Source organism: Streptomyces sp. NPDC031340, assembly GCF_055569945.1.
This window is the reverse complement of sequence record NZ_JBVIIE010000072.1, coordinates 22,659-42,674: the sequence shown is the minus strand read 5'-3', so window position 1 is coordinate 42,674 and position 20,016 is coordinate 22,659. Positions and strand designations below refer to the sequence as shown.

Genomic DNA, 20,016 nt, shown 5'->3' with positions numbered 1-20,016 from the left:
GAACTCCGCAGGGTCCCCGCTCCCCGCTGCACGGCCCCGGCGGCCAGGCGGGCCCGCCCGCGGGCGCCGAGCGCCCCGCGCGGCTGCCCGCGACCACCCGGGCGGACATCATCGCGCGGGCCCGGACATGGGTCACCCGGAAGGTCCCGTACGGCGTGACCTCCTACTGGTCCGACGGTTACCGGCAGGACTGCTCGGGTTATGTCTCGATGGCCTGGGGGCTGCCCGGGAACGAATGGACCGGAAGCCTCGGCGATTACGCCGAGAGAATCACCAAGGCGGAACTCCAGCCGGGTGACGTACTGCTTTACCACAACGCGGGCGACCCGTACGGCGGATCCCATGTCGTCCTTTTCGGCGGCTGGACCGACGCCTCCCGTACCCAGTACGCCGCCTACGAGCAGACCGTCCCGCACACGCGCCGCAAGACCACCCCGTACGCCTACTGGAACAACTCCTCGCGCTACGTCCCGTACCGCTACAAAGGGGTGACCGACGGCGCGGCGCGGAGCACGGAGGCCGCGGGGCCGCCCGCCGCGGAGGGCCGGATCCCGTTCCCCGGAGTGGCCTATTTCGGCCCCGGCGCGGACAACCGGCACGTCGCGGAGCTCGGCCGGCTGCTCGCCGGCCGCGGTGCCGGCCGCTTCCACCCCGCCGCTCCCGGACCGCGCTGGACGGACGGGGTGCGCCGGGCGGTCCGGGCGTTCCAGGAGGCCCAGGGGTGGCGGGGGGCGGCGGCGGACGGGCTGCCGGGGCCGCTGACCTGGGAGCTGCTGGTGTCCGGCGGGGGCCGGGACGTTCATAGCGGAGATTCCGCTTCCGCTACCGGGGGCCCTCCGTCCGGGTCCTCCCGGCACGGGGTGAGGGGCTATCCGGGCCGGGCGCTGTTCCGTCCCGGAGCCGTCAACGACCAGGTGACGCGGCTCGGGGAGCAGCTGGTGCGCAAGGGGTTCGGCCGGTACTACGCGGACGGGCCCGGGCCGCGCTGGAGCGAGGCGGACCGCCGCAACGTGGAGGCATTCCAGCGGGCCCAGGGCTGGCGCGGCGGAGCGGCCGACGGCTACCCGGGCCCGGAGACCTGGCGGCGGCTCTTCCTCTCCTGACGTCCCGGAACCCACGACGTCCCCGACCCATGACGTCCCGGGAAACGACGACGTCCCCGGACGACCGATGTGGCGCATCTGGCGCGGAGGCTGGAGGCACGCATGAGCACGACGACCACGTCGCACACGCCCGAGTTCGAGGGGCCGGGCAGGTCCGGGCGTCTCATTCAGAACGAGGCGACCACCGAGATCCCCGTCCATCTGCTGTTCCGCGACGAGCCGAGCCCGGCGTCGGTGCCGCTGAAGCCCGCGGTCGTGGGGCGCCGCCGCGGCACCGGGGAGCAGCCGCGGCTGCGCCCGGCGCCGGTCAGGAACCGCCCGTCGCCGCGGGCCGACCCCGGGCTGGTGGAACGGCCGGCCCGGGTGCTGCCCGGCGCGGTCGGCATCCTCGCCGGCGTCTGCGGGGCGGCCGGCTGCGCGGCCGCGTCATGGTGGGCGGGCGCCCTGCCGCGCGCGGCGCTGGAGGCGCTGAGGCTGCCGGCGTACGCGGGGACCGGGCTGGGGCCGGCGCAGTGGGCGGCCTGCGCGGGGGCGGGCGCCGTCGGGCTGTTCGGCTTCGGCGGGCTGACCCGGGGGCGGACCGGGCGGGCCCTGGTGGTCGGCCTGTTCGGCCGCTACCGGGGGACCGTGCGGCGCACCGGCCTGATGTGGGTCAACCCGCTGCTGCTGCGCCGCCGGGTCGACGTACGGCTGCGGCACTGGCGCAGTGAGCCGATGCCGGCGGCCGACGGCGGCGGGGTCGCGCTGCGGGTGGTCGTGCTGGCGGTGTGGCGGGTGCGGGACACCGCGCGGGCCGTGCTGGGCGTCGACGACCACGAGACGTACCTGCGCGAGTGCGTGGAGGCGGCCCTGGCCCGGGTGCCGGTGGAGACGCCCGGCGCCGCGGCGGGGGCGGCGGAGGCGGCCGGGGAGGCGCTGACCCGGCTGGTGGCGGCCGACGCGGCGGCGGTCGGGCTGGAGGTGTACTCGGTGCAGCCGGTCCGCGTCGAGTACGCCCCCGAGGTCGCCGCCGCGATGCACCGCCGGAGGAGCGCCGCGCTGGACGCGCAGAACCGGGCGAACGTGCTGACGTCGGTGGTCGACTCCGTGGAGGACACGGTGACCCGGCTGACCGTGCGGGGCCTGCTGGACCTCGACGACTACGAACGCAAGGCCCTGGTCAAGGACCTGACGGTGGCGTTCTGCGTGGGCCGGACGGAGCCGGGGCGCTGAGAACGGCCTCCGCGATTGGTCTGGACATGTTCAAGTCGCGGCAATAATCTGAGACTTGGTCTAGACCTACTCGCACAGCTCACCGAACCTCCCCCATGTTCCCCAGGAGCGGCAGCATGCGCACACGGACCAAGTCCTACGCCGCCGTGGTGGGCCTCGCCACCGCCGGAGCCCTCGTGTTCTCCTCCGGTGGCGCAAGCAGCCACGGCTACACCGACCTCCCCGTCAGCCGGCAGAAGCTCTGCCAGAACGGCACCGTCACCGGGTGCGGCGACATCCAGTGGGAGCCGCAGAGCGTCGAGGGCCCCAAGGGCTTCCCCGCCGCAGGACCGGCCGACGGACAGATATGTTCCGGCGGCAACACCCGCTTCGCGCAGCTCGACAGCCCGCGCGCCCCCTCGGGCGGCGCCTGGCCGACCACCAAGGTGACCGGCGGCCAGAGCTACACGTTCCGCTGGCAGTTCACGGCCAATCACGCCACGACCGACTTCCGGTACTACGTCACCCGCCAGGGCTGGAACCGGGACCACAACCTGTCCCGCTCCGACCTCGACACCACGCCGTTCCTGACGGTGCCCTACGGCGGTCAGCGCCCGCCGTCGACCCTCTCGCACAGCGGCACCCTGCCGTCCGGGCTGAGCGGGCACCACGTCATCCTCGCCGTGTGGACGGTCGCGGACACCGGCAACGCGTTCTACGCCTGCTCCGACGTCACCTTCTGACCCGGGCCGGGCCGCGCGCCGGGAGCCCCGGCCCCGGCGCGCGATCTCTGAGCATTCCTTGAGGCGGCCGGGATCTCCTTGCGGGTACGTTCCTGACACGCCCGCCGGCAGGCGGCGCACCGCGATCGGGGGATCTCATGGACGTGCTGTTCTACCTCGTGCCCGGCCTGATCATGGGGCTGGCCCTCTTCATGGCCTACCGCGTGCTGCGCCGCTGGTCGCAGCTGCGCGGCGCCTGGAACAGCGGGCTGACGGCCGAGGGCCGGTGCCTGCGGACGTTCACCACGACCCACGGCGGCGGCCACGAAAGCTCCGTGCGCACCACCCTGCACCATGTCTACGAGTTCACCGCGCGCGACGGCCGCCAGGTCCGCTTCGAGGAGGAGGGCGGTCCGGCCACCCGGCTGGAGGGCGACTTCGTCACCGTCCACTACTCGGACGGCCCCCGGGTCGTCGCCACCGCGCACGAGCCGGCCCGCGGCAAGCAGGCCGCGGCGACCTTCGGCATCCTCGTGTTCCTCGGCGTGGTCGTCGTGTTCTGCGTCGGCTTCATGGTCACGTACACCGAGGCCTTCGTGACCTCGGACATCTCCGGTTACTAGAACCGGCGCCCGCCCGCCCCTCCACAACTGACGGTGCGTCAGCTACCGTGCGCCCCATGGAGTCCGGCAGGCGTACGGTCGCGGAACTCGTCGCCGGCCGGTGGGGCGACCACCGGCCGGGGCTGTGGTTCGAGGACCGGACGCTCACCCACCACCAGGTCGCCGCGGGCGCCGCGGCCCGCGCCGCGCTGCTCGCCGACCTGCTGCCGCCGGACGCCGAGCCGCACGTGGGCGTGCTGCTGGACAACACCCCGGAGTACCCGCTGTGGCTGAGCGCGGCGGCGCTCGCGGGAGCGGCCGTGGCCGGCGTCAACCCCACCCGCCGCGGCCCCGAACTGGCCCGCGACATCCTGCACACCGAGTGCCGGATCCTGGTCACCGAGCGCGCCCACCTCCCGCTGCTCGACGGCCTCGCGCTGCCGGGCGCGGTCCGTGTCCTGGTCACCGGCACCGAGGAGTACGACACGCTCCTCGCGCCCTACCGGGACGCGGTGCCGGACGCCTCCGGGCGCAGCCCCGGCGACCGGCTGCTGCTGTACTTCACCTCCGGCTCGACCGGCGCCCCCAAGGCCGCCGTCTGCAGCCAGGGCCGGCTGGCCGCCGCCGGACGGTCGCTGGCCGACCGGTTCGACGTGCGCGAGGACGACGTGCACTACGTCTGCATGCCGATGTTCCACGGCAACGCGGTGATCGCCGACTGGGCGCCCGCGCTGGCGGCCGGGGCGGGCGTGGCGCTGCGGCGGCGGTTCTCGGCGTCCCGGTTCCTGGCGGACGTGCGGGCGTACCGCGCCACGTACTTCACCTATGTGGGCCGGGCGGTGCAGTACGTGCTGGCGACCGAGGAACGGGACGACGACCGGGACAACCCGCTGCGGACCGGCTTCGGCACCGAGGCGGGGGCCGCCGACGCGGCCGCCTTCGAGCGGCGGTTCGGGGTGCGGCTGGTGGAGGGCTACGGCTCCTCCGAGGGCGGGGCCGCCGTGCAGTGGTCGCCGGGCACCCCGCCCGGCGCGGTCGGGCGGGCGGAACCCGGACTGGTCGTGCTGGACCCGGAGACGGGGCAGGAGTGCCCGCCGGCCGTCTTCGACGCGGCCGGCCGGCTGCTGAACGGCGACCAGGCGATCGGCGAGCTGGTGAACCGGGCGCCCAACCCCTTCGAGGGCTACTGGCGCAATCCGCGGGCCGACGCCGAACGGCTCCGGGAGGGCTGGTACTGGACCGGGGACCTGTTCTGCCGGGACGCCGACGGCTACCTCTACTTCGCCGGCCGCGCCGACGACCGCCTCCGCGTCGACGGCGAGAACCTGGCCGCCGCGATGATCGAGAACATCCTCGCCCGGTACGACGGCGCCGACGCCGTGGCCGTCTACGCGGTGCCCGACCCGGTGACCGGGGACCAGGTGATGGCGGCCGTCGCCGGCGGCTTCGATCCGGCCGGGTTCGCGGAGTTCCTGCTCGCCCAGCCGGACCTGGGCACCAAGATGGCGCCCCGGTTCGTGCGGGTGCTGGAGCGGATGCCGGTCACCGCCACCAACAAGATCCACCGGGCGCTGCTGCGGCGGGAGGGCGTGCGGTGCGCCGACCCGGTGTGGTGGCGCCCGCCCGGCGAGCGGGCGTACCGGAGGCTGACCCCGGAAGACCTCGAGGGGCCCCTCGTATCGCCGAGAGGCCCCTCAGTGGTGCGCCGCCAGGGACTCGAACCCCGGACCCGCTGATTAAGAGTCAGCTGCTCTAACCAACTGAGCTAGCGGCGCATGACTCCCGCCGTCCGCGTGAGCTGTGTCTCGCGGGCGGCGACAGAGAAAATACTACCTGGTCCGCGGGGGTGCTGGTGACCACCCGCGGCGCGCCCGGATCGTCGGCTCGCTCAGATCGTCAGCGACAGCAGCAGCGGCGCCGCGTTCCGGTTCAGGGTGTCCGCGGCCCGGCGCAGCCGGTGGGCGTGCTCCACCGGGAGGGACAGGGCCAGGCAGCCCACCGCCGAACCGGCCGTCACCGGGACGGCCGCGCACACCGTGCCCACCGCGTACTCCTGGAGGTCGAGCGCCGGCGCGGTGGGCGGCTGGGCCGCCAGCCGGGACAGCAGCAGCTTGTCGCTGGTGATGGTGCGCGAGGTGAGACGGGCCGGCCGGTGCCGGGAGAGGTGCTCGCGCCGGCTGTCGTGGTCGAGCTGGGCGAGCAGGCTCTTGCCGATCGCGGTGGCGTGCGCCGAGGAGCGGAAGTCGACCCACTCGTTGACCACCGGGGTGCTGGGCCCGGCGGCGTACTGGGCGACCCTGACCTCGCCGTCGACGTACCGGCTGAGGTAGACCGCGGCGCCCAGCGAGTCGCGCAACCGGTCGAGGGTGCGCTGCAGCTTGTCGCGCAGCGCCTGCTCGCGGCCGTGCGCGGAGCCCAGGCGGCCGAGGACGTCCCCGGTGACGTACGCGCCGTCGGTGACCTGCTCGACGTAGCCCTCGCGGCGCAGCCACCTCAGGAGGGTGGTCAGCCGCTCCGGGTCGAGGCCGGTGTGCCGGGCGAGGTCCGTGTCGGTGATTCCGGTGGTGTGCCGTGCCACGGTCTCCAGGACGCGCAGGGCGTCCTGGGCCGAGTGGTACGGTGCGGTCGGCTCGTGCTTCAGCGCCACGGTGTTTCCCCCTGCGCTCGCTCGGTCGCACTGCTACTGGGCCGTGATCCGGACGGTCAAGCCCCACCACGATAACCGCCGACCGGGCGCCGGCGAGTGGAGCTCGGCCGGATCGCGGCTCGCCGAACGGCGGCGCGGGCCCTCCGGCACATGCCGCCGGCATGACCCGGTACAGCCGGTCCCGCCCGTCACCGCCGTCCCAGCGCCCGGCGGCCCGTCACCGCCGTCACACCGCTGTCGTCACAGGACCGCGCCGAGGAAGTCCCGCGTCCGCTCGTTCTCCGGCTCGCTGAAGATCTTCTCCGGCGGGCCGGACTCGACGATCCGGCCGGCGTCGAACATCAGGACCTGGTCGGAGATGTCCCGGGCGAAGTTCATCTCGTGCGTGACGCACAGCATGGTGATGTCGGTGCTGCGGGCGATGTCGCGCAGCACGTCGAGGACGCCCGCGACCAGCTCCGGGTCGAGCGCGGAGGTCACCTCGTCGAGCAGCAGCACCTGCGGCCGCATCGCCAGCGCGCGGGCGATCGCCACCCGCTGCTGCTGTCCGCCGGACAGCTGGGAGGGGCGCATGTCGCGCTTGTCGGCGAGGCCCACCAGGTCCAGCAGCTCGTACGCCCGCTGCTCCGCCTCGTCCCTGGACAGCCCCAGGACGGTGACCGGGGCCTCGGTGACGTTGCGCAGCACGGTCATGTTCGGGAACAGGTTGAACTGCTGGAAGACCATCCCGATCTTCTTGCGGACCTCGCGGACCTGCTTCCCGGGGGCCGGGAAGAGCCGCTGACCGGCCACCGTGATGGTGCCCTCGTCCGGCCGGGTCAGCGTCATCAGCAGCCTGAGGATCGTCGTCTTGCCGGATCCGGACGGGCCGATCAGCGTGACGTGCCTGCCGGACTCGACGGAGAAGTCGAGCCGGTCGAGGACCGTGTGGTCGCCGAACCGCTTGGTGACCTGCTCCAGCCGGATCAGCTCGGTGCCGTCCACCGGCGGGTTGGCGTGGGCGTCTTCGGTGTTCAGCAGGGGGGCGTCAGTGGACAAGGCGTCGCTCCAGAGCTCGCAGGAGAAGGGAGGCCAGACAGGAAAGGACGACGAAGGCCACGCCGATCACGGTGACCGGCTCGGTGAACCGGAAGTGCTCCTGGGAGTACAGGCGCGCCTGGCCGAGCATCTCCAGCACGGTGATCACCATCAGCATCGGCGTGTCCTTCAGCATCGCGATCACGTAGTTGCCGAGGGCCGGCACGACCCGGCGGATCGCCTGCGGCAGCACCACCACCCGCCAGGTCCGCGCCCTCGGCAGGTTCAGCGCCGTCGCCGCCTCCCACTGGCCGGCGGGCACCGCCTCGATGCCGGCCCGGTAGACCTGCATGGTGTACGTCGAGTAGTGCAGCCCGATCGCGACGATGCCGGTGGTCAGCGCCGAGAAGGCCAGGCCCCACTCGGGCAGCACGTAGAAGAGGAAGAACAGCTGCACCAGCAGCGGGGTGTCGCGCACGAACTCGGTGACCGCCCCGACCGGCCGGCGCACCGGGGCCGGCGCCCGCATCAGCAGCGCCCACACCAGGCCCAGCGCGAACGAGATCAGCGAGCCGAGGACCACCACCCGCAGGGTGACCAGCAGGCCGTCCCAGAAGTACGGCATGAAGTCGCGCACGGCGTTCCAGTCCCACGTCATGCCGCACCGCCCCCCGCGGCCACGCCGGCCGTCCCCGCGGGCCGGGGCTCCCGGGTCCCCGCGCCGCGCCGCGGGGCCTTGCCGACGCCCGCCTTCAGCCGCCGCTCCAGCAGCCGCATCCCGCGGGTGAGCAGGAAGGCGATCACGAAGTAGATCAGCAGGACGTACCCGTAGATCTCCGCGCTCTCCTGGAGCGCCAGCCGCACCAGGTTGCCGCTGAAGGCCAGGTCGCCCATGCCCATCACCGACACCAGGGCGGTGCCCTTGAGCAGTTCGACCAGCAGGTTGGAGAACGGCGGGATCATCTCCGGCACCGCCTGCGGCAGCATGATCAGCCGCATCCGCTGCCAGGGCGTGAAGCTCAGGGCGATCCCGCCCTCCTGCTGCGCCGGGTCGACCGCGTTCAGCGCGCCGCGCACGATCTCCGCGCCGTACGCGCCGTAGGTGAGCCCGAGCGCGAGGGTGCCCGCCCACATCGGCACCAGCTGCCAGCCGAAGACCGGCGGCACGACGAAGAACACCCAGAAGATCATGACCAGCGCGGAGGTGCCGCGGAACACCTCGGTCCAGCAGCCCGCCAGGAAGCGGACGGCCCACCGCCGGTGCGTGCGCGCGATGCCGACGGCGAAGGAGACCGCGGCGGCCAGCAGCGCGCTGAGGACGAGCAGCTGGACCGTGGTCCAGACGCCCTTGAGCACGAGTTCCCACAGTCCCGGGGTCATCCGGCGCACAGCTCCTTCGCGGTCAGGTCCGTCATCTCGGCCTCGGTGAAACCGAAGGGCCGCAGGATCCGGAAGACCTCGCCGCTCCTCTTCAGCCGGCGCAGTTCGGCGTTGAAGGCGTCCCGCAGCCGTGTCTCGGTCGGCCGGAAGGCGAAGGCGCCGCCGTCGACGTGCGGTTTCCCGTCGACGAGCGGGGCGAAGGCCTTCGTCGCCTCCGCCTTGGACGACTTCTTCACCACCGCGCGGACGGTCAGCGCCGTCCCGGCGAAGACGTCCACGCGTCCGGCTTCGACCGCGTTCAGGCCGGCGACCTGGTCCGGCACGATCAGGATGTCGCTCTTCCGGTACCCGGCCCCGACGGCGTACTGGATCTCCGCGTACCCGGTGCCGGTGGCGAACCTGGCCTTCTTCTCGACGACGTCCCGGTAGCTGTGCAGCCCCTTCGGGTTGCCCTTGCGCACGATGAAGGCGTCCAGCATCCGGTAGTCGGGGTCGGCGAAGATCACCTGCTCGCAGCGCTCGGGATTGACGTACATCCCGGCCGCCACGACGTCGAACTGCTGCGAGTTCAGGCCCGGGATCAGCGAGCCGAACTCGGTCGGCACCGGCTGCACCCGGGCCACGCCCAGCCGCTCGAACACGGCCTTGGCGAGCTCCGGCGCCTCGCCGGTCAGCCGTCCGTCCTTGTCGATGTACCCGAAGGGGACCTCGCCGGCGATGCCCAGCCGTACCACGCCCGCCGCCCGCAGCCGGTCGAGCAGGTCGCCGCCGGTCCGGGCCGACGCCGTGGGCACGCGCGAGCAGCCCGCCGCGGCCGGTACGCCGAGCGCCGCCACCCCCGCGAGCAGCGACCGGCGCGTGGTGCCGGGTGTCGTTCTTTCCTTGCTCTCCTTGCCAAGTGGTGCAGCCATGGCGGCGCTGCTACCCGACCGCCCCGGGTGTATGCCTCGCGGCCGTCCGTCCGGCGTCCGGGCTTCCGCCCACCGGGGCAAGGGAGTTGAGGCCGCGAGTCCGCACGCACGGCCGGTCGCCGTTCGCCGCCCTTCGCCGCGCGCGGTGAGCGCGTGCTGTGCGCCGTGGGGGCGACGCCGGTCTCCGCGGTGCGCACCGCACGCCCGGCTGGGTACACGGGGATGGGGCCGTGCCGGCGCCGCGCGATCCGGCGGCCGCGCCCGGCCCCGTGCACCCGGCCACGAACAGCAGTAGAAGGGCTCGCAATGACCGCTCTCGGATTCCTCTACCCGGGCCACGGCGCCGAGGACGACTATCCGCGCATCGAGCAGCTGATCGGCAGCGACATCAGGCTGGACGTCGTCCACACCACGGTCGGCGAGGACGCGCGCCGGATGGACGCCCTGCGGGAGATCGCCTCGCCGGAGCGGCTCGCGGCGGGCGTCGAGGAACTGCGCATGGCGGGCGCCGAGTCGGTGGTGTGGGCCTGCACCAGCGGCAGCTTCCTGGGCGGCTGGGAGGGCGCCCACGAGCAGGTGCGCGCCCTCGCCCTCGCGGCCGGCATGCCCGCCTCCTCGACGTCGTTCGCCTTCGTGCACGCGGTGCGGGAGATCAAGGCGGCACGGGTGGCGGTGGGCGCGCCGTACCCCGACGACGTGGCGGCCCTCTTCGCGGACTTCCTGCGGGCGGGCGGCACGGAGGTGGTGGCCGTCCGGGGCTCCGGGGCCGGCACGGCCGCGGAGGTCGGCAGGTGGGGAGAGGCGGAGGTGCTGGCGCTGGCGAGGCAGGCGGACACCCCGGACGCGGACGCGGTCCTGCTCCCGGACAACGCCCTGCACACGGCGGCCCACATCCCGGCCCTGGAACAGGAACTGGGCAAGCCGGTGCTGACCGCCAACCAAGTCACGGTGTGGGAGGGTCTGCGGCTCGCGGACCGCCGGGTGAACGCCCCCAACCTGGGCGTCCTGTTCACCCGCGAACCGATCGTCCAGGTCTGAGCCCACCGCGTGCGCGGGCGGGCGGTTGCGCGGCGCGTGCGGGCGGGCGGTTGTGCGGCGCGTGCGGGCGGGCGGTTGTGCGGCGCGTGCAGGGCGGGCGGTTGTGCGGCGCGTGCAGGGCGTGCGGCCGCAGCGCGCGCAGCCGCGGCCCCGGCCCGCGAACGGCCCCCGCACCCCGGGGAAACGGCCCGCACTCGCGGGCACGGGACGCGACTGCGTGGGTGAGCCGGGGCCGCGGTCGCTGCCCTGGCGAGCCGGGCGTCGGGGCCCGGGGTGCACGTGCGACAGCGGCGGCAGCCCGCGGAGGCGGGAATAGGCGGGGGGTGTCCTCTGTTCTGGGCGGACGGACAGTGTACGGCCGGCGACAGGAGGCACCCACCGTGGCAGCGGACGACAGGACAGGCGACGGGATCCGCGGCACCGCACAGGGCACCGCTCCCGTTCCGCTGTCCGTGCTGGACCTGGTCACCGTGGGCTCCGGCCGGACCGCCGGGGACGCCCTGCGCACCAGCGTCGCGCTGTCCCGCTTCGCGGAGTCCCGCGGCTTCCACCGCTACTGGGTCGCCGAGCACCACTCCATGCCCGGCGTCGCCTCCTCGTCCCCCGCCGTGATCCTGGCCCACCTCGCCGCCCACACCGGCCGCATCCGCCTCGGCTCGGGCGGCGTCATGCTGCCCAACCACGCCCCGCTGGTCATCGCCGAGCAGTTCGGCACCCTGGAGGCGCTCGCCCCGGGCCGCGTCGACCTCGGCCTCGGCCGCGCCCCCGGCACGGACGGCGCCACCGCCGCGGCCCTGCGCCGTACCGACCGGCTGGGCGAAGGCGCCGACGACTTCCCCGAGCAGCTCGCCGAGCTCATCCGCTTCCTCGACGACGACTTCCCCGAGGGGCATCCCTACCGCCGTATCCACGCCGTGCCCGGCCCGGTGCAGGCGACCTCGCCCGGCGGCGTCCAGTCGCGGCACCGCCCCCCGGTCTGGCTGCTCGGCTCCTCCGGGTTCAGCGCCCGCCTGGCCGGCGCCCTCGGCCTGCCGTTCGCCTTCGCCCACCACTTCTCGGCGCAGAACACCGTCCCGGCCCTCGACCTGTACCGGGAGTCCTTCCGGCCGAGCGAGGTCCTCGACGCGCCCTATGCCCTCATCGGCGTCTCCGCGTTCGCGGCCGACGACGAGAAGGAGGCCCGCCGCCAGGTCCTGGCCACCGGGCTGAACATGGTCCGGCTGCGCACCGGGCGGCCCGGTCTGTTCCCCAGCCCGGAGGAGGCGGAGGCGTACCCGTTCAGCCCGCTGGAGCGGGAGTTCGTCGACTCCTGGGGCGCCAACATCGTGCACGGCACGGCGCAGCAGGTGCGCGACGGTCTCGACGCGCTGCACAAGCGCACCGGCGCGGACGAGCTGATGCTCACCTCGCACGCCCACACCGGCGAGTTGCGCCTGCGCAGCTACGAACTCATCGCCGACGCCTACGGGTTGCCGACCACCTGATCCGCTCCGCGCGCCCGGGTGCCCATCAGCTCGGCGATGCGGTCGGGCGGCACCGGCCGTGAGTACAGCCATCCCTGGCCGGTGTCGCACCCGATGCCGCGCAGCCGGGCGGCCTGGGCCGGCGTCTCCACGCACTCGGCGGTGACGGTGAGGCCGAGCCGGTGGGCGAGCTGGATCATCGCCTCGACGACGACCTCGTCGGCCGGGTTGGGCGCGGCCTCCGCGTTCTCGTACTGGAAGCCCCGGACGAAGGAGCCGTCCAGTTTCAGCGCCGACACCGGCAGGCGGCTGAGGTAGGCGAGGTTGGAGTAGCCGGTGCCGAAGTCGTCGATCGCGATGCGCACGCCCATCTCGCTGAGCGCCTGAAGGGTCTGCAGCGGGCGGCCCGCCGAGCCCATCACCGCCGACTCCGTCAGCTCCAGCTGCAGCAGCCGCGGCGCCAGGCCGGTCTCCTCCAGGGCGTCGGCGACCTCCGCGACCAGGTCGGAGTCCCACACCTGACGGACCGCCACGTTGACGCTCACGAACAGCGGCGGCTCGTCCGGGTGGTCCAGCTGCCAGCGGCGCGCCTGGTGGCAGGCCGTGCGCAGCACCCACCGCCCGAGCGGCACGATCGAGCCGTCCTCCTCCGCCAGGCCGATGAACCGATTCGGCGTCAGCATGCCGAACTGCGGGTGGTTCCAGCGCACCAGCGCCTCGACGCCGTGCAGCCGTCCGTCCTCCATGCCGACCAACGGCTGGTATTCGAGGGTGAACTCCCCGCGCTCGACGGCCGGGCGCAGGGTGGAGGCGAGGGCCTGGCGGGTCATGCGGTGGGCGTTGCGTTCGGGGTCGAACAGCGTCCAGCGGGCCTTGCCGTCGGCCTTCGCCCAGTACAGCGTCGTGTCGGCCGCCTGCATCAGCGCGGTCGGGCTGGTCCCGGCGGCCAGCCGTTCGACGACGCCGATCGAGGCCGACACGGACAGGCGCCGGCCGGCGATGTCGAAGGGGGCCTGCACCGCGTCCAGGACGGACTCGGCGAGGTCGGCGAGCTGTTCGGTGCCGGTCGAGTCCCGCACCAGCAGGGCGAACTCGTCACCGCCGAGCCTGGCCACCAGCGGGGCGGCGAGCCTGCCGTACCCGGCCTCGTCGGCGCAGCGGGTGAGGCGTTCGGCGACGGCGGCCAGCAGGCGGTCGCCCACCCGGTGGCCGAGCGTGTCGTTGATGGCCTTGAACCCGTCCAGGTCGAGATAGCACAGCCCGACCCGCCCGGTGCCGCCCTCCTCGTACGACTCCGCGTCCAGCGCGGCGGTCAGGCGTTCGATGAACAGGGTGCGGTTGGGCAGCCGGGTCACCGGGTCGTGCATCTGCAAGTGCCGGACCTTGGCCTGAAGTTCGCGTTGGGCGCTGATGTCGGCGACGGACATCAGGACGGCGTCGTCGACGGCCGGCAGGGGCGTGACGGTGACCTGCGCCCAGACGGACCGTCCGTCGGCCTGCTTCAGGCGCCGGGTGCAGCGCAGCCGGGCCTCGCGGCCGCGCAGCACCTCCAGGTAGGCGTGCCAGCCGCGGGCGTCGGAGGCGAGGTCCACCAGGTCGGCGGCGATGCGTCCGGCGAGCTGGTCCGGGGGGCTGCCGAAGAGGGCGCCGAAGCCGTCGTTGGCGCTGACCACCAGGCCCTCGCGATCGACGACGGCCATCGCGAGGGGGGCCGCCGCGAAGACCGCCCGGTACGCCGGCGGTCCGGTACGTGTCATCGGCGGACCGGTGTTCGTCGTGGGTGGCCCGGTACGTGTCGTCGGCGGCCCGGCGTGCGTCGTCGGCGGCTCGGTACGGGGAGATGCGTGGATGTCACTCTCGGTCACGGCTGACCGGTCGAGGTCTGCCGCGGGCGTCGGCCCTTCGGACGTTCCGCTCACCGCTGGCTCCCGCAGTGCACTCGATCTCTGTCCGTGCAGGAAAGTGTGCCGATCATAGAGGCTGGCCGGAGGTCCATCCAGCCATCGTCCAGTGTCCCGGACGGACCGGCACTTCCGACAGATCGTTTCTGCCCGTACCTGAACGGGTCTCTCAGGCCTCCGACCAGTTGTGACGTTCCGTGAGCGGCTCGGGGTGTCGGCTCCGGAGATTTTTCCGATGACTCACTCGTCCGGTGCAGACAAACAGGGCGTAGTACGACAATCTCCAACAGGCTGGGTGCGGTGTCCCGTGAACCGTTCCCGGAGGTCCCCCGTGCCGCGTCCGTTCCGACGGCCCCGACTGCGCAGCACCGCCGCCGTGTGCACGACCCTCTCCGCGCTCGCCGCGACCTCCCTGGTGAGCGGGCCCTCGGCCACCGGGTCGGACCCCGCGGCGCCGTGCGCCCTGCAACGCACCGCCGCGCACCACTCGGAGGGCCTGGACACCTGGAACGCCGCCTACCCGCGCCCGACCCGGCGACTGGACGCGGCGATGGTCTTCCTGTCCTTCCCGGACGCGGTCCCGCGCACCACCCCCGCCGAGCTGACCGCCGACCACTTCCCGGCCACCAGCCGCTTCTTCGAACGTGCCTCCTACGGCAGGTTCACGCTGCGCCCGCACCCGCTCCGCCGCTGGATCCGGATGCCGCGGCCGTCCACGGCGTACGCCGTCCAGCGCGACTGGAACGCCGCCCGGCGCTCCGCCTACCTGCGGGACGCGGTCGCCGCCGCCGACCCCCAGGTCGACTTCTCCCGCTACGACGTCGTCTACTTCGTCGCCGACCCGGACGCGCCCGGCGTGGACTCGGACGCGACGAAGGTCGTCAACCTGGACACTCCGCTGCGGGCCGACGGCCGCGACATCCGCCGCGTGGTCACGGTGTTCGAGCGGCATCCGCCGGACCGGCTCGTCCTGGCCCACGAGACCGGGCACGTCTTCGACCTGCCGGACCTCTACCAGCGGCCCGTCGACGGCAAGGGCGACTGGGACACGTACGTCGGCGACTGGGACCTGATGGGCAGCCAGTTCGGGCTGGCGCCGGACCTGTTCGCCTGGCACAAGTGGAAGCTGGGGTGGCTGGATCCGCGGCAGGTGGTGTGCGTGCGGAGCCTGGGCACCACCCGGGTGACGCTGGAGCCGCTCGGCGCGGGGCCGGCCACCCCGATGAGGGGGGCGGCCGGGGTGCCGGTCTTCGGGCTCGGGCACGGCACCAAGCTCGCCGTCGTGCGGACCGGGCCGGACAGCGTGCTCGCCCTGGAGGCGCGCGGCCGGGTCGGCAACGACGGGGCGGCCTGCCGGGCGGGCATCCTCGTCTACCGGGTGCGCAGCGGCGCCGCGTCCGGCGGCGGGCCGGTCCGGGTGATCGACGCGCACCCGCACACCTCGGCGTGCTGGGAGAGCTCCGTCTACCCGCCCCTCGCGGACGCCCCGGTCGGCCTCGGCGAGAGCTTCACGGTGCCGGGGGCGGGCGTCCGCGTGGAGGCTGAGTCGCGAACGGCCTCGGGGGCGTGGACGGTGAAGATCACGGCGGGGTAGATCACGGCGGGGCAGCGCGGGGTGCCGCGGAGAGCCGGTCATGGACATGCAAGAAGCCCCTCGCTGTCCGCGAGGGGCTTCCCGTGTCGTGCGCCGCCAGGGACTCGAACCCCGGACCCGCTGATTAAGAGTCAGCTGCTCTAACCAACTGAGCTAGCGGCGCCTGCTGACGTCGTAGACCTTAGCACCCTGGTCGGCGGGAGGAAAAATCGATATCCGCACGGCCGCCCGGGCCGCCCGGACGGCCGCCCACAGCAGGATCTCCGCCCCCGGCAGCCAGGGGCGGAGGGTGTCCGGGGCGATCAGCCAGCGCGATGTCGGCGAGGCCGCGCCGCCCAGCGGGGCGGGCACGGTCACCGCGTCGCCGTGGCCGTGGCACAGCAGCGGCGGGATCGCGCCCGCGCGCCCGTACTCCTCCTCCCACCGCACCAGCGACGGCAGCCGCTGTGCGGTGCCCGGCGCGGCGAACAGCAGCATCCGGCCGCGGAACACCGCCACCGGCCCCGATCCCGGCCCCTCGGCCCACAGCCGGTCGACCAGTCGGCGCCCGAACAGCGCGGGGGCGCTGACCACGTCGAAGGCCGAGCCGCAGGGCAGCACGGCCGGGGCCTGGGGCCGCTCCCGCCAGGAGGCGAGCGTGCCGCCCGGACAGGCTCCCGCCGAGGCCAGCCAGGCGGCTCCGTCCGCGGTGACCCCGCAGGTGTCGTGAAGGCCGGGAAACGGTTCGCGGCGTGAGCTGCTCATGCCCCCAGATCTACCCGCCGTGAGCAATCGATTCCGCACGGTTGCCGAAAACCGGGACAGGCGGGTGCGGGAGGGGGTATCTTGCCCGCCTGGCATATGCCGCCCGAACGCGCGGCTACGGTCCCCGCACCGGGTCCCGGGGTCCCCGCCCGGGTCCTACGGTCCCTGCACCGGGTCCGCGTGCCCCCGCCCCTCGACCCCGCTCATCAGGTCCCGCCCGAACTCGACCATCTTCTTGGCGTAGTCCTCGGTCCACTCGGCGCGCTCCGCGATGTCCGCCGGCGTCAGACGGTCGAACCGCCGCGGGTCCGCCAGCTGCGCGGCCGCCATCGCCTGGAACTCCACCGCCCGGTCCGCCGCGGCGCGGAACGCCTGCGTCAGCTCCGTCGCGCGGTCCAGCAGCGCCCGGGGGTCGTCGATCGACTCCAGGTCGAAGAAGTGCTCCGGGTCGGCGGCCGCCGCCGCGGGCTCGAAGAGCAGGGGCGCGGGGCGTAGCCGCGGCTCGTTCCGACGCGGCGTGGGCTCCGCCATGTCTTCTCCTCCTCGTACGTCACGATCGACCCGCCGGTACGTGGGCCACCGTCCATTGTCCCGCGCCCGCGCAAGAGGGCCGGAACCTCACGGCCGCTGCCAACTCCCCGGGCGCCGGGGATGTTCCCGGGCCGCCCGGACGACGGGGCCGGCGGTCACTGTCCCAGCTCGTACAGCGGCATGGCCACCCTGGTCACGGCCGGACCGGGACGCGGTGCTCCGCCAGCCGGGCCAGGACCGCGTGGTTGGCCTCCCAGCCGTCCGGGAACTTCACGAGGGTGCCCAGCTGGACCGGTTCCGTCGAGGGGTAGTCGTCCAGCAGGTCGCCCACGCCCGCGCGGCAGACCACGATGCAGGCGTGCCGGTGCCGCGAGGTCAGGACGCACAGGCGGCCCGTCTCCAGGTGGAAGGCGGTGGCGTCGGGGCGGCCGGAGAGCGGGTGCAAGACCACCGTGACGTCGTACTCGCGGCCCTGGAGGCGGTTGGCGGTGTCCACCGTGACGTCCGCGACGCCCAGGTCGGCCAGCGCCGAGCGGACGGCCGCCGCCTGGTCGCGGTGGGCCGTGCCGACGGCGATCCGGCCGGCCGTCAGCGGGGCCGGGTCCGCGGAACGCTCGGACACCGCCGCGCCGCCGCGGTCCAGCAGCCGCCGGACGACCGCCGCCACCGCCCGCACCGCCTCCGGGTCGGTGCGGGGCGTGTGCCGGGCCGGCAGCTCCAGCAGCCCCCAGCCCGACTCGGCCGCCTCGTCGATCACCCGGTCGGGGCCGGAACCGTCGGACGGGACGGCGAAGGCCAGCCGCCGGTCGCCGTGGCCGGTGCCGCTGCGGAACGGCGTGTACGGGTAGAAGGCGTCCGAGACCAGGGGCGCGGCCGACGCCGGCAGTCGCCAGGAGACCGGCAGGCGGTGCTGGGGCAGCCCGGGATTGTGCGCGAGCAGGGTCGTCACCGCGGAGGCCGACGGGTCGTACGACAACCCGGCCCACTGCTCGCCGCCCACGATGGAGAACGGGTCCAGCTGGCCCGGGTCGCCCACGAACAGCGCCCGCTCGAACAGGCCGGCCACCGCGAGCAGCGCGTCCGAACGCATCTGGTACGCCTCGTCGACGATCGCGTGCCGCCACGGCTCGTCGACCTTGACGTGCGCCCACTTCGCGGCGGTGGAGACGACTACGGCGAGCCCGGCCAGATCGGCGGCCTTCGCCGACTTGCGCACGTTCGGCAGGTCGTCCAGCGCCTTGTCGTACGGGTCGGCGTCGCTGCTGTGCAGGCGGCCGACCGGCAGCTCGGGGTCCTTCTCCGCGAGCCTCAGCACCAGGTCGTCGACCTGGGCGTTGGTCTGCGCGACCACCATCAGCGGGCGCCCGGCGCCGGCCAGCTCCAGCGCGGCCCGCACCACGAGCGTGGACTTGCCGGCGCCGGGCGGGGAGTCCACGACCACGCCCCGGTCGACGCCGTGCAGCGTGTCGTGCAGGATCGCCGCGGTGGCCGCGGCGGCCGCGGCACCGGGGTCGAAGACGGCGGTCACAGGACGTCCTCCTCGGTCGTCGGGTCGGCCGGCTCGGGGACGGCCTCGCCGGGCGGCCCGCCGTGCGTCCACGGCGTCCGCTCGGGGTCGGGCAGCTTCGGGCCGCCCCGCTGCTCGTGCTCGAACAGCGTGAAGCAGACCAGGTCGCCCTTCTCCGGCACCGAACCGGCCTCGGGCTCCTTGCCGCGGCCCATCTTGTCGACGATCCGCAGCACCAGCAGGCCGTCGTCCTCCCGCCCGACGAACTCCGCCGCCTGCGGCCTGCCACCCAGCGAGCGGTACACCTTCACGCGCTCGCCCAGCTGCGGCCGGTCGTCCGTGCGGACGGTGACCAGCGGCCGGGGGCTGGGCCGCTTGCCCTCGCTGTACGCCATCACGACGTCCGTGACCTCACCGGTGAACGCCTCCCCGGCCAGCCGGCGCCCGGCCATCACCAGCGGATCGTCGAGGGCCTCCTGCGCGTCCAGGCGGGCCTGCTCGCGCTCACGCGCGGCCAGCTTGTTCGCGGCGGTCACCGCGTCGTCCCGGCGCGGCTGCGGCGGCTCGCCCGCGGCGACCCGGTCGCGGTGACCGGTGAACGACCAGCGGTCGCGCGTCCACCGCTCCTCGACGTGCGCGCCCTCGGGCAGCGTGCGCAGCAGGTCGAGACCGTCCCACACCCGCTCCCAGGTGGGCCGGGTGACGCTCTCGATCAGGGCGCCGATCTCCCGCTCGGCGGCGGTGAGCTCCGCGAGCCGGTCGTCCGCCTGCAGGCCGTCCTCGGCGGCGGCGAGAGCGGTGCGCGCGCGGTCGTAGCGTTCGACGGCCGGGGCGAGCAGCTTGTTGTCGAACGCCGGGTCGGTCGCCGGGCCGGCCGGAGGGCACAGCAGCTGGCCGCGCGCGTCCCGCGCCAGCTCGGCGTGCAGCGCCGCCTCGGCGCCCGTCGCACCCCGCCGGGCGTCGTCCCGGCCGGGCGCGTCGGGCACCGGGGGAGGGGCGATCCAGGCCAGCAGCGCGCCGAGGTGCTGGTCCTCCAGGCTGGACTGGCCGCTGGCCCAGTGCCGGGACAGGACGTCGGTCATCGCCAGCAGCAGCGAGGAGCCGGGCACCCGGGCCCGCTCCGCGTAGTGGGTCAGCCACCGCCCGAGCAGCGGCACGCGCGGCGGCGCGGGGTACGGGGTCTCCGGGTCCTGCTCCGCGGTGCGCCGGAACCGCATGGAGCGCCCGAGCAGCCGTACGAAGTCGATGCCCGCGCGGCTGGGCACGATCAGCTGCGGGGCGTCGGCGCACAGTTCGACCTCGACCTTGACCCGTTTGCCGGTCTCCGGGTCGGTGTCGGTGCGCTCGGCCGCCTCCACCTGCCCGGCGTAGCCCTCGATGTACGGCAGGATCACGTCCGCCAGTTCGGCGAGGAAGGCGAACCGGAGGTCCCGGTCGCGCGGCTGCGCCACCACCAGCAGGCGCGGCGCGTCCCGGTCGGTGCCCACGAGCGCGCCGAGCGGGGCGCCGGCCTCACCGGCGGTGGTCAGCGGCACGAGGACCAGGGGCCGCTCGGACAGGTGCCGGTGGCGGACGGTGGCGGCGGGCTGGGCGCGCCCGGAGCGGACGGCCTCCAGCCGGGCGAGCGTGGTGATCAGCGACACGGGGCGCCCTCCGGGCAGGGAG

Annotated in this window: 18 protein-coding genes and 2 tRNA genes; 8 read left to right on the top strand and 12 right to left on the bottom strand. The window is 74.2% G+C overall.

Annotation, left to right across the window (positions count from 1 at the left end; genetic code table 11):
• From ACZ5GT_RS36325 to ACZ5GT_RS36305, 5 genes are all read left to right on the top strand, one after another.
• Nucleotides 1-1,103: peptidoglycan-binding protein (locus tag ACZ5GT_RS36325; protein ID WP_469035061.1), on the top strand; the 1,103-nt coding region annotated here is incomplete at its 5' end.
• A gap of 102 nt (nt 1,104-1,205) precedes the next feature.
• Nucleotides 1,206-2,315: an SPFH domain-containing protein gene (locus ACZ5GT_RS36320; RefSeq protein WP_469035059.1), complete on the top strand. Its 1,110-nt coding sequence runs from the start codon at nt 1,206-1,208 to the stop codon at nt 2,313-2,315.
• 116 nt (nt 2,316-2,431) lie between these two features.
• Entirely contained in the window at nt 2,432-3,037 is a 606-nt protein-coding gene (locus tag ACZ5GT_RS36315) for a lytic polysaccharide monooxygenase auxiliary activity family 9 protein (RefSeq protein WP_469035056.1), read from the top strand.
• 137 nt (nt 3,038-3,174) lie between these two features.
• Nucleotides 3,175-3,639 carry a hypothetical protein gene (locus tag ACZ5GT_RS36310; protein ID WP_469035054.1) on the top strand — a complete coding sequence of 155 codons (465 nt, stop codon included), beginning with the start codon at nt 3,175-3,177 and terminating at the stop codon, nt 3,637-3,639.
• Nucleotides 3,640-3,695: 56 nt separating this feature from the next.
• On the top strand, nt 3,696-5,354 hold the full coding sequence (locus ACZ5GT_RS36305) for an AMP-binding protein (RefSeq protein WP_469035053.1): 1,659 nt from the start codon (nt 3,696-3,698) through the stop codon (nt 5,352-5,354).
• Here ACZ5GT_RS36305 and ACZ5GT_RS36300 read toward each other — a convergent pair.
• From ACZ5GT_RS36300 to ehuB, 6 genes are all read right to left on the bottom strand, one after another.
• Nucleotides 5,317-5,393 (bottom strand) — tRNA-Lys (locus ACZ5GT_RS36300). The genes ACZ5GT_RS36305 and ACZ5GT_RS36300 overlap by 38 nt on opposite strands.
• A gap of 113 nt (nt 5,394-5,506) precedes the next feature.
• Nucleotides 5,507-6,265 (bottom strand): IclR family transcriptional regulator, encoded by a 759-nt coding sequence (locus ACZ5GT_RS36295; protein WP_469035052.1) that lies wholly within the window; start codon nt 6,263-6,265, stop codon nt 5,507-5,509.
• 240 nt (nt 6,266-6,505) lie between these two features.
• Complete coding sequence (gene ehuA / locus ACZ5GT_RS36290; protein ID WP_469035050.1) at nt 6,506-7,303, bottom strand: ectoine/hydroxyectoine ABC transporter ATP-binding protein EhuA; 798 nt, start codon at nt 7,301-7,303, stop codon at nt 6,506-6,508.
• The gene (gene ehuD / locus ACZ5GT_RS36285) at nt 7,293-7,940 is read right to left on the bottom strand and encodes an ectoine/hydroxyectoine ABC transporter permease subunit EhuD (RefSeq protein ID WP_469035048.1); all 648 of its coding nucleotides are present in this window, start codon (nt 7,938-7,940) and stop codon (nt 7,293-7,295) included. The genes ehuA and ehuD overlap by 11 nt, the downstream gene beginning before the upstream one ends.
• Complete coding sequence (gene ehuC, locus ACZ5GT_RS36280; protein WP_469035045.1) at nt 7,937-8,662, bottom strand: ectoine/hydroxyectoine ABC transporter permease subunit EhuC; 726 nt, start codon at nt 8,660-8,662, stop codon at nt 7,937-7,939. Before ehuC ends, ehuD begins: the two co-directional genes overlap by 4 nt.
• Nucleotides 8,659-9,573, bottom strand: coding sequence for an ectoine/hydroxyectoine ABC transporter substrate-binding protein EhuB (ehuB, locus tag ACZ5GT_RS36275; RefSeq protein ID WP_469035042.1), 915 nt, complete (start codon nt 9,571-9,573; stop codon nt 8,659-8,661). The genes ehuC and ehuB overlap by 4 nt, the downstream gene beginning before the upstream one ends.
• A gap of 306 nt (nt 9,574-9,879) precedes the next feature.
• Here ehuB and ACZ5GT_RS36270 point away from each other — a divergent pair, with 306 nt between their 5' ends.
• On the top strand, nt 9,880-10,611 hold the full coding sequence (locus tag ACZ5GT_RS36270) for a maleate cis-trans isomerase family protein (protein WP_469035039.1): 732 nt from the start codon (nt 9,880-9,882) through the stop codon (nt 10,609-10,611).
• 380 nt (nt 10,612-10,991) lie between these two features.
• Entirely contained in the window at nt 10,992-12,095 is a 1,104-nt protein-coding gene (locus ACZ5GT_RS36265; RefSeq protein ID WP_469035037.1) for an LLM class flavin-dependent oxidoreductase, read from the top strand.
• On the opposite strand, the gene ACZ5GT_RS36260 is transcribed toward ACZ5GT_RS36265, so the two are convergent.
• Nucleotides 12,074-13,993 carry a putative bifunctional diguanylate cyclase/phosphodiesterase gene (locus ACZ5GT_RS36260; RefSeq protein ID WP_469035035.1) on the bottom strand — a complete coding sequence of 640 codons (1,920 nt, stop codon included), beginning with the start codon at nt 13,991-13,993 and terminating at the stop codon, nt 12,074-12,076. The genes ACZ5GT_RS36265 and ACZ5GT_RS36260 overlap by 22 nt on opposite strands.
• 313 nt (nt 13,994-14,306) lie before the next feature.
• On the opposite strand from ACZ5GT_RS36260, the gene ACZ5GT_RS36255 reads away from it, so the two are divergent.
• A complete protein-coding gene (locus ACZ5GT_RS36255) occupies nt 14,307-15,569 on the top strand; it encodes a M6 family metalloprotease domain-containing protein (protein ID WP_469035033.1) in 1,263 nt (420 codons plus the stop codon).
• An 89-nt stretch (nt 15,570-15,658) separates the two neighbouring features.
• Here the strand turns inward: ACZ5GT_RS36255 and ACZ5GT_RS36250 are convergent.
• From ACZ5GT_RS36250 to ACZ5GT_RS36230, 5 genes are all read right to left on the bottom strand, one after another.
• Nucleotides 15,659-15,732 (bottom strand) — tRNA-Lys (locus tag ACZ5GT_RS36250).
• Nucleotides 15,723-16,313, bottom strand: coding sequence for a hypothetical protein (locus ACZ5GT_RS36245; RefSeq protein ID WP_469035031.1), 591 nt, complete (start codon nt 16,311-16,313; stop codon nt 15,723-15,725). The genes ACZ5GT_RS36250 and ACZ5GT_RS36245 overlap by 10 nt, the downstream gene beginning before the upstream one ends.
• A gap of 156 nt (nt 16,314-16,469) precedes the next feature.
• A complete protein-coding gene (locus ACZ5GT_RS36240) occupies nt 16,470-16,844 on the bottom strand; it encodes a hypothetical protein (RefSeq protein WP_469035029.1) in 375 nt (124 codons plus the stop codon).
• A gap of 193 nt (nt 16,845-17,037) precedes the next feature.
• Nucleotides 17,038-18,372, bottom strand: a complete 1,335-nt coding sequence (locus tag ACZ5GT_RS36235) for an AAA domain-containing protein (RefSeq protein ID WP_469035028.1) — start codon at nt 18,370-18,372, stop codon at nt 17,038-17,040.
• Nucleotides 18,369-19,994, bottom strand: coding sequence for a hypothetical protein (locus ACZ5GT_RS36230; protein ID WP_469035026.1), 1,626 nt, complete (start codon nt 19,992-19,994; stop codon nt 18,369-18,371). The genes ACZ5GT_RS36235 and ACZ5GT_RS36230 overlap by 4 nt, the downstream gene beginning before the upstream one ends.
• Between the last annotated feature and the right edge of the window lie 22 nt (nt 19,995-20,016).

Bases quoted from the DNA above. Each gene is read 5' to 3' on its own strand.
- ACZ5GT_RS36320 (WP_469035059.1), top strand. From the start codon at position 1,206: ATGAGCACGACGACCACGTCGCACACGCCCGAGTTCGAGGGGCCGGGC.
- ACZ5GT_RS36315 (WP_469035056.1), top strand. From the start codon at position 2,432: ATGCGCACACGGACCAAGTCCTACGCCGCCGTGGTGGGCCTCGCCACC.
- ACZ5GT_RS36310 (WP_469035054.1), top strand. From the start codon at position 3,175: ATGGACGTGCTGTTCTACCTCGTGCCCGGCCTGATCATGGGGCTGGCC.
- ACZ5GT_RS36305 (WP_469035053.1), top strand. From the start codon at position 3,696: ATGGAGTCCGGCAGGCGTACGGTCGCGGAACTCGTCGCCGGCCGGTGG.
- ehuD (WP_469035048.1), bottom strand. From the start codon at position 7,940: ATGACGTGGGACTGGAACGCCGTGCGCGACTTCATGCCGTACTTCTGG.
- ehuC (WP_469035045.1), bottom strand. From the start codon at position 8,662: ATGACCCCGGGACTGTGGGAACTCGTGCTCAAGGGCGTCTGGACCACG.
- ehuB (WP_469035042.1), bottom strand. From the start codon at position 9,573: ATGGCTGCACCACTTGGCAAGGAGAGCAAGGAAAGAACGACACCCGGC.
- ACZ5GT_RS36270 (WP_469035039.1), top strand. From the start codon at position 9,880: ATGACCGCTCTCGGATTCCTCTACCCGGGCCACGGCGCCGAGGACGAC.
- ACZ5GT_RS36245 (WP_469035031.1), bottom strand. From the start codon at position 16,313: ATGAGCAGCTCACGCCGCGAACCGTTTCCCGGCCTTCACGACACCTGC.
- ACZ5GT_RS36240 (WP_469035029.1), bottom strand. From the start codon at position 16,844: ATGGCGGAGCCCACGCCGCGTCGGAACGAGCCGCGGCTACGCCCCGCG.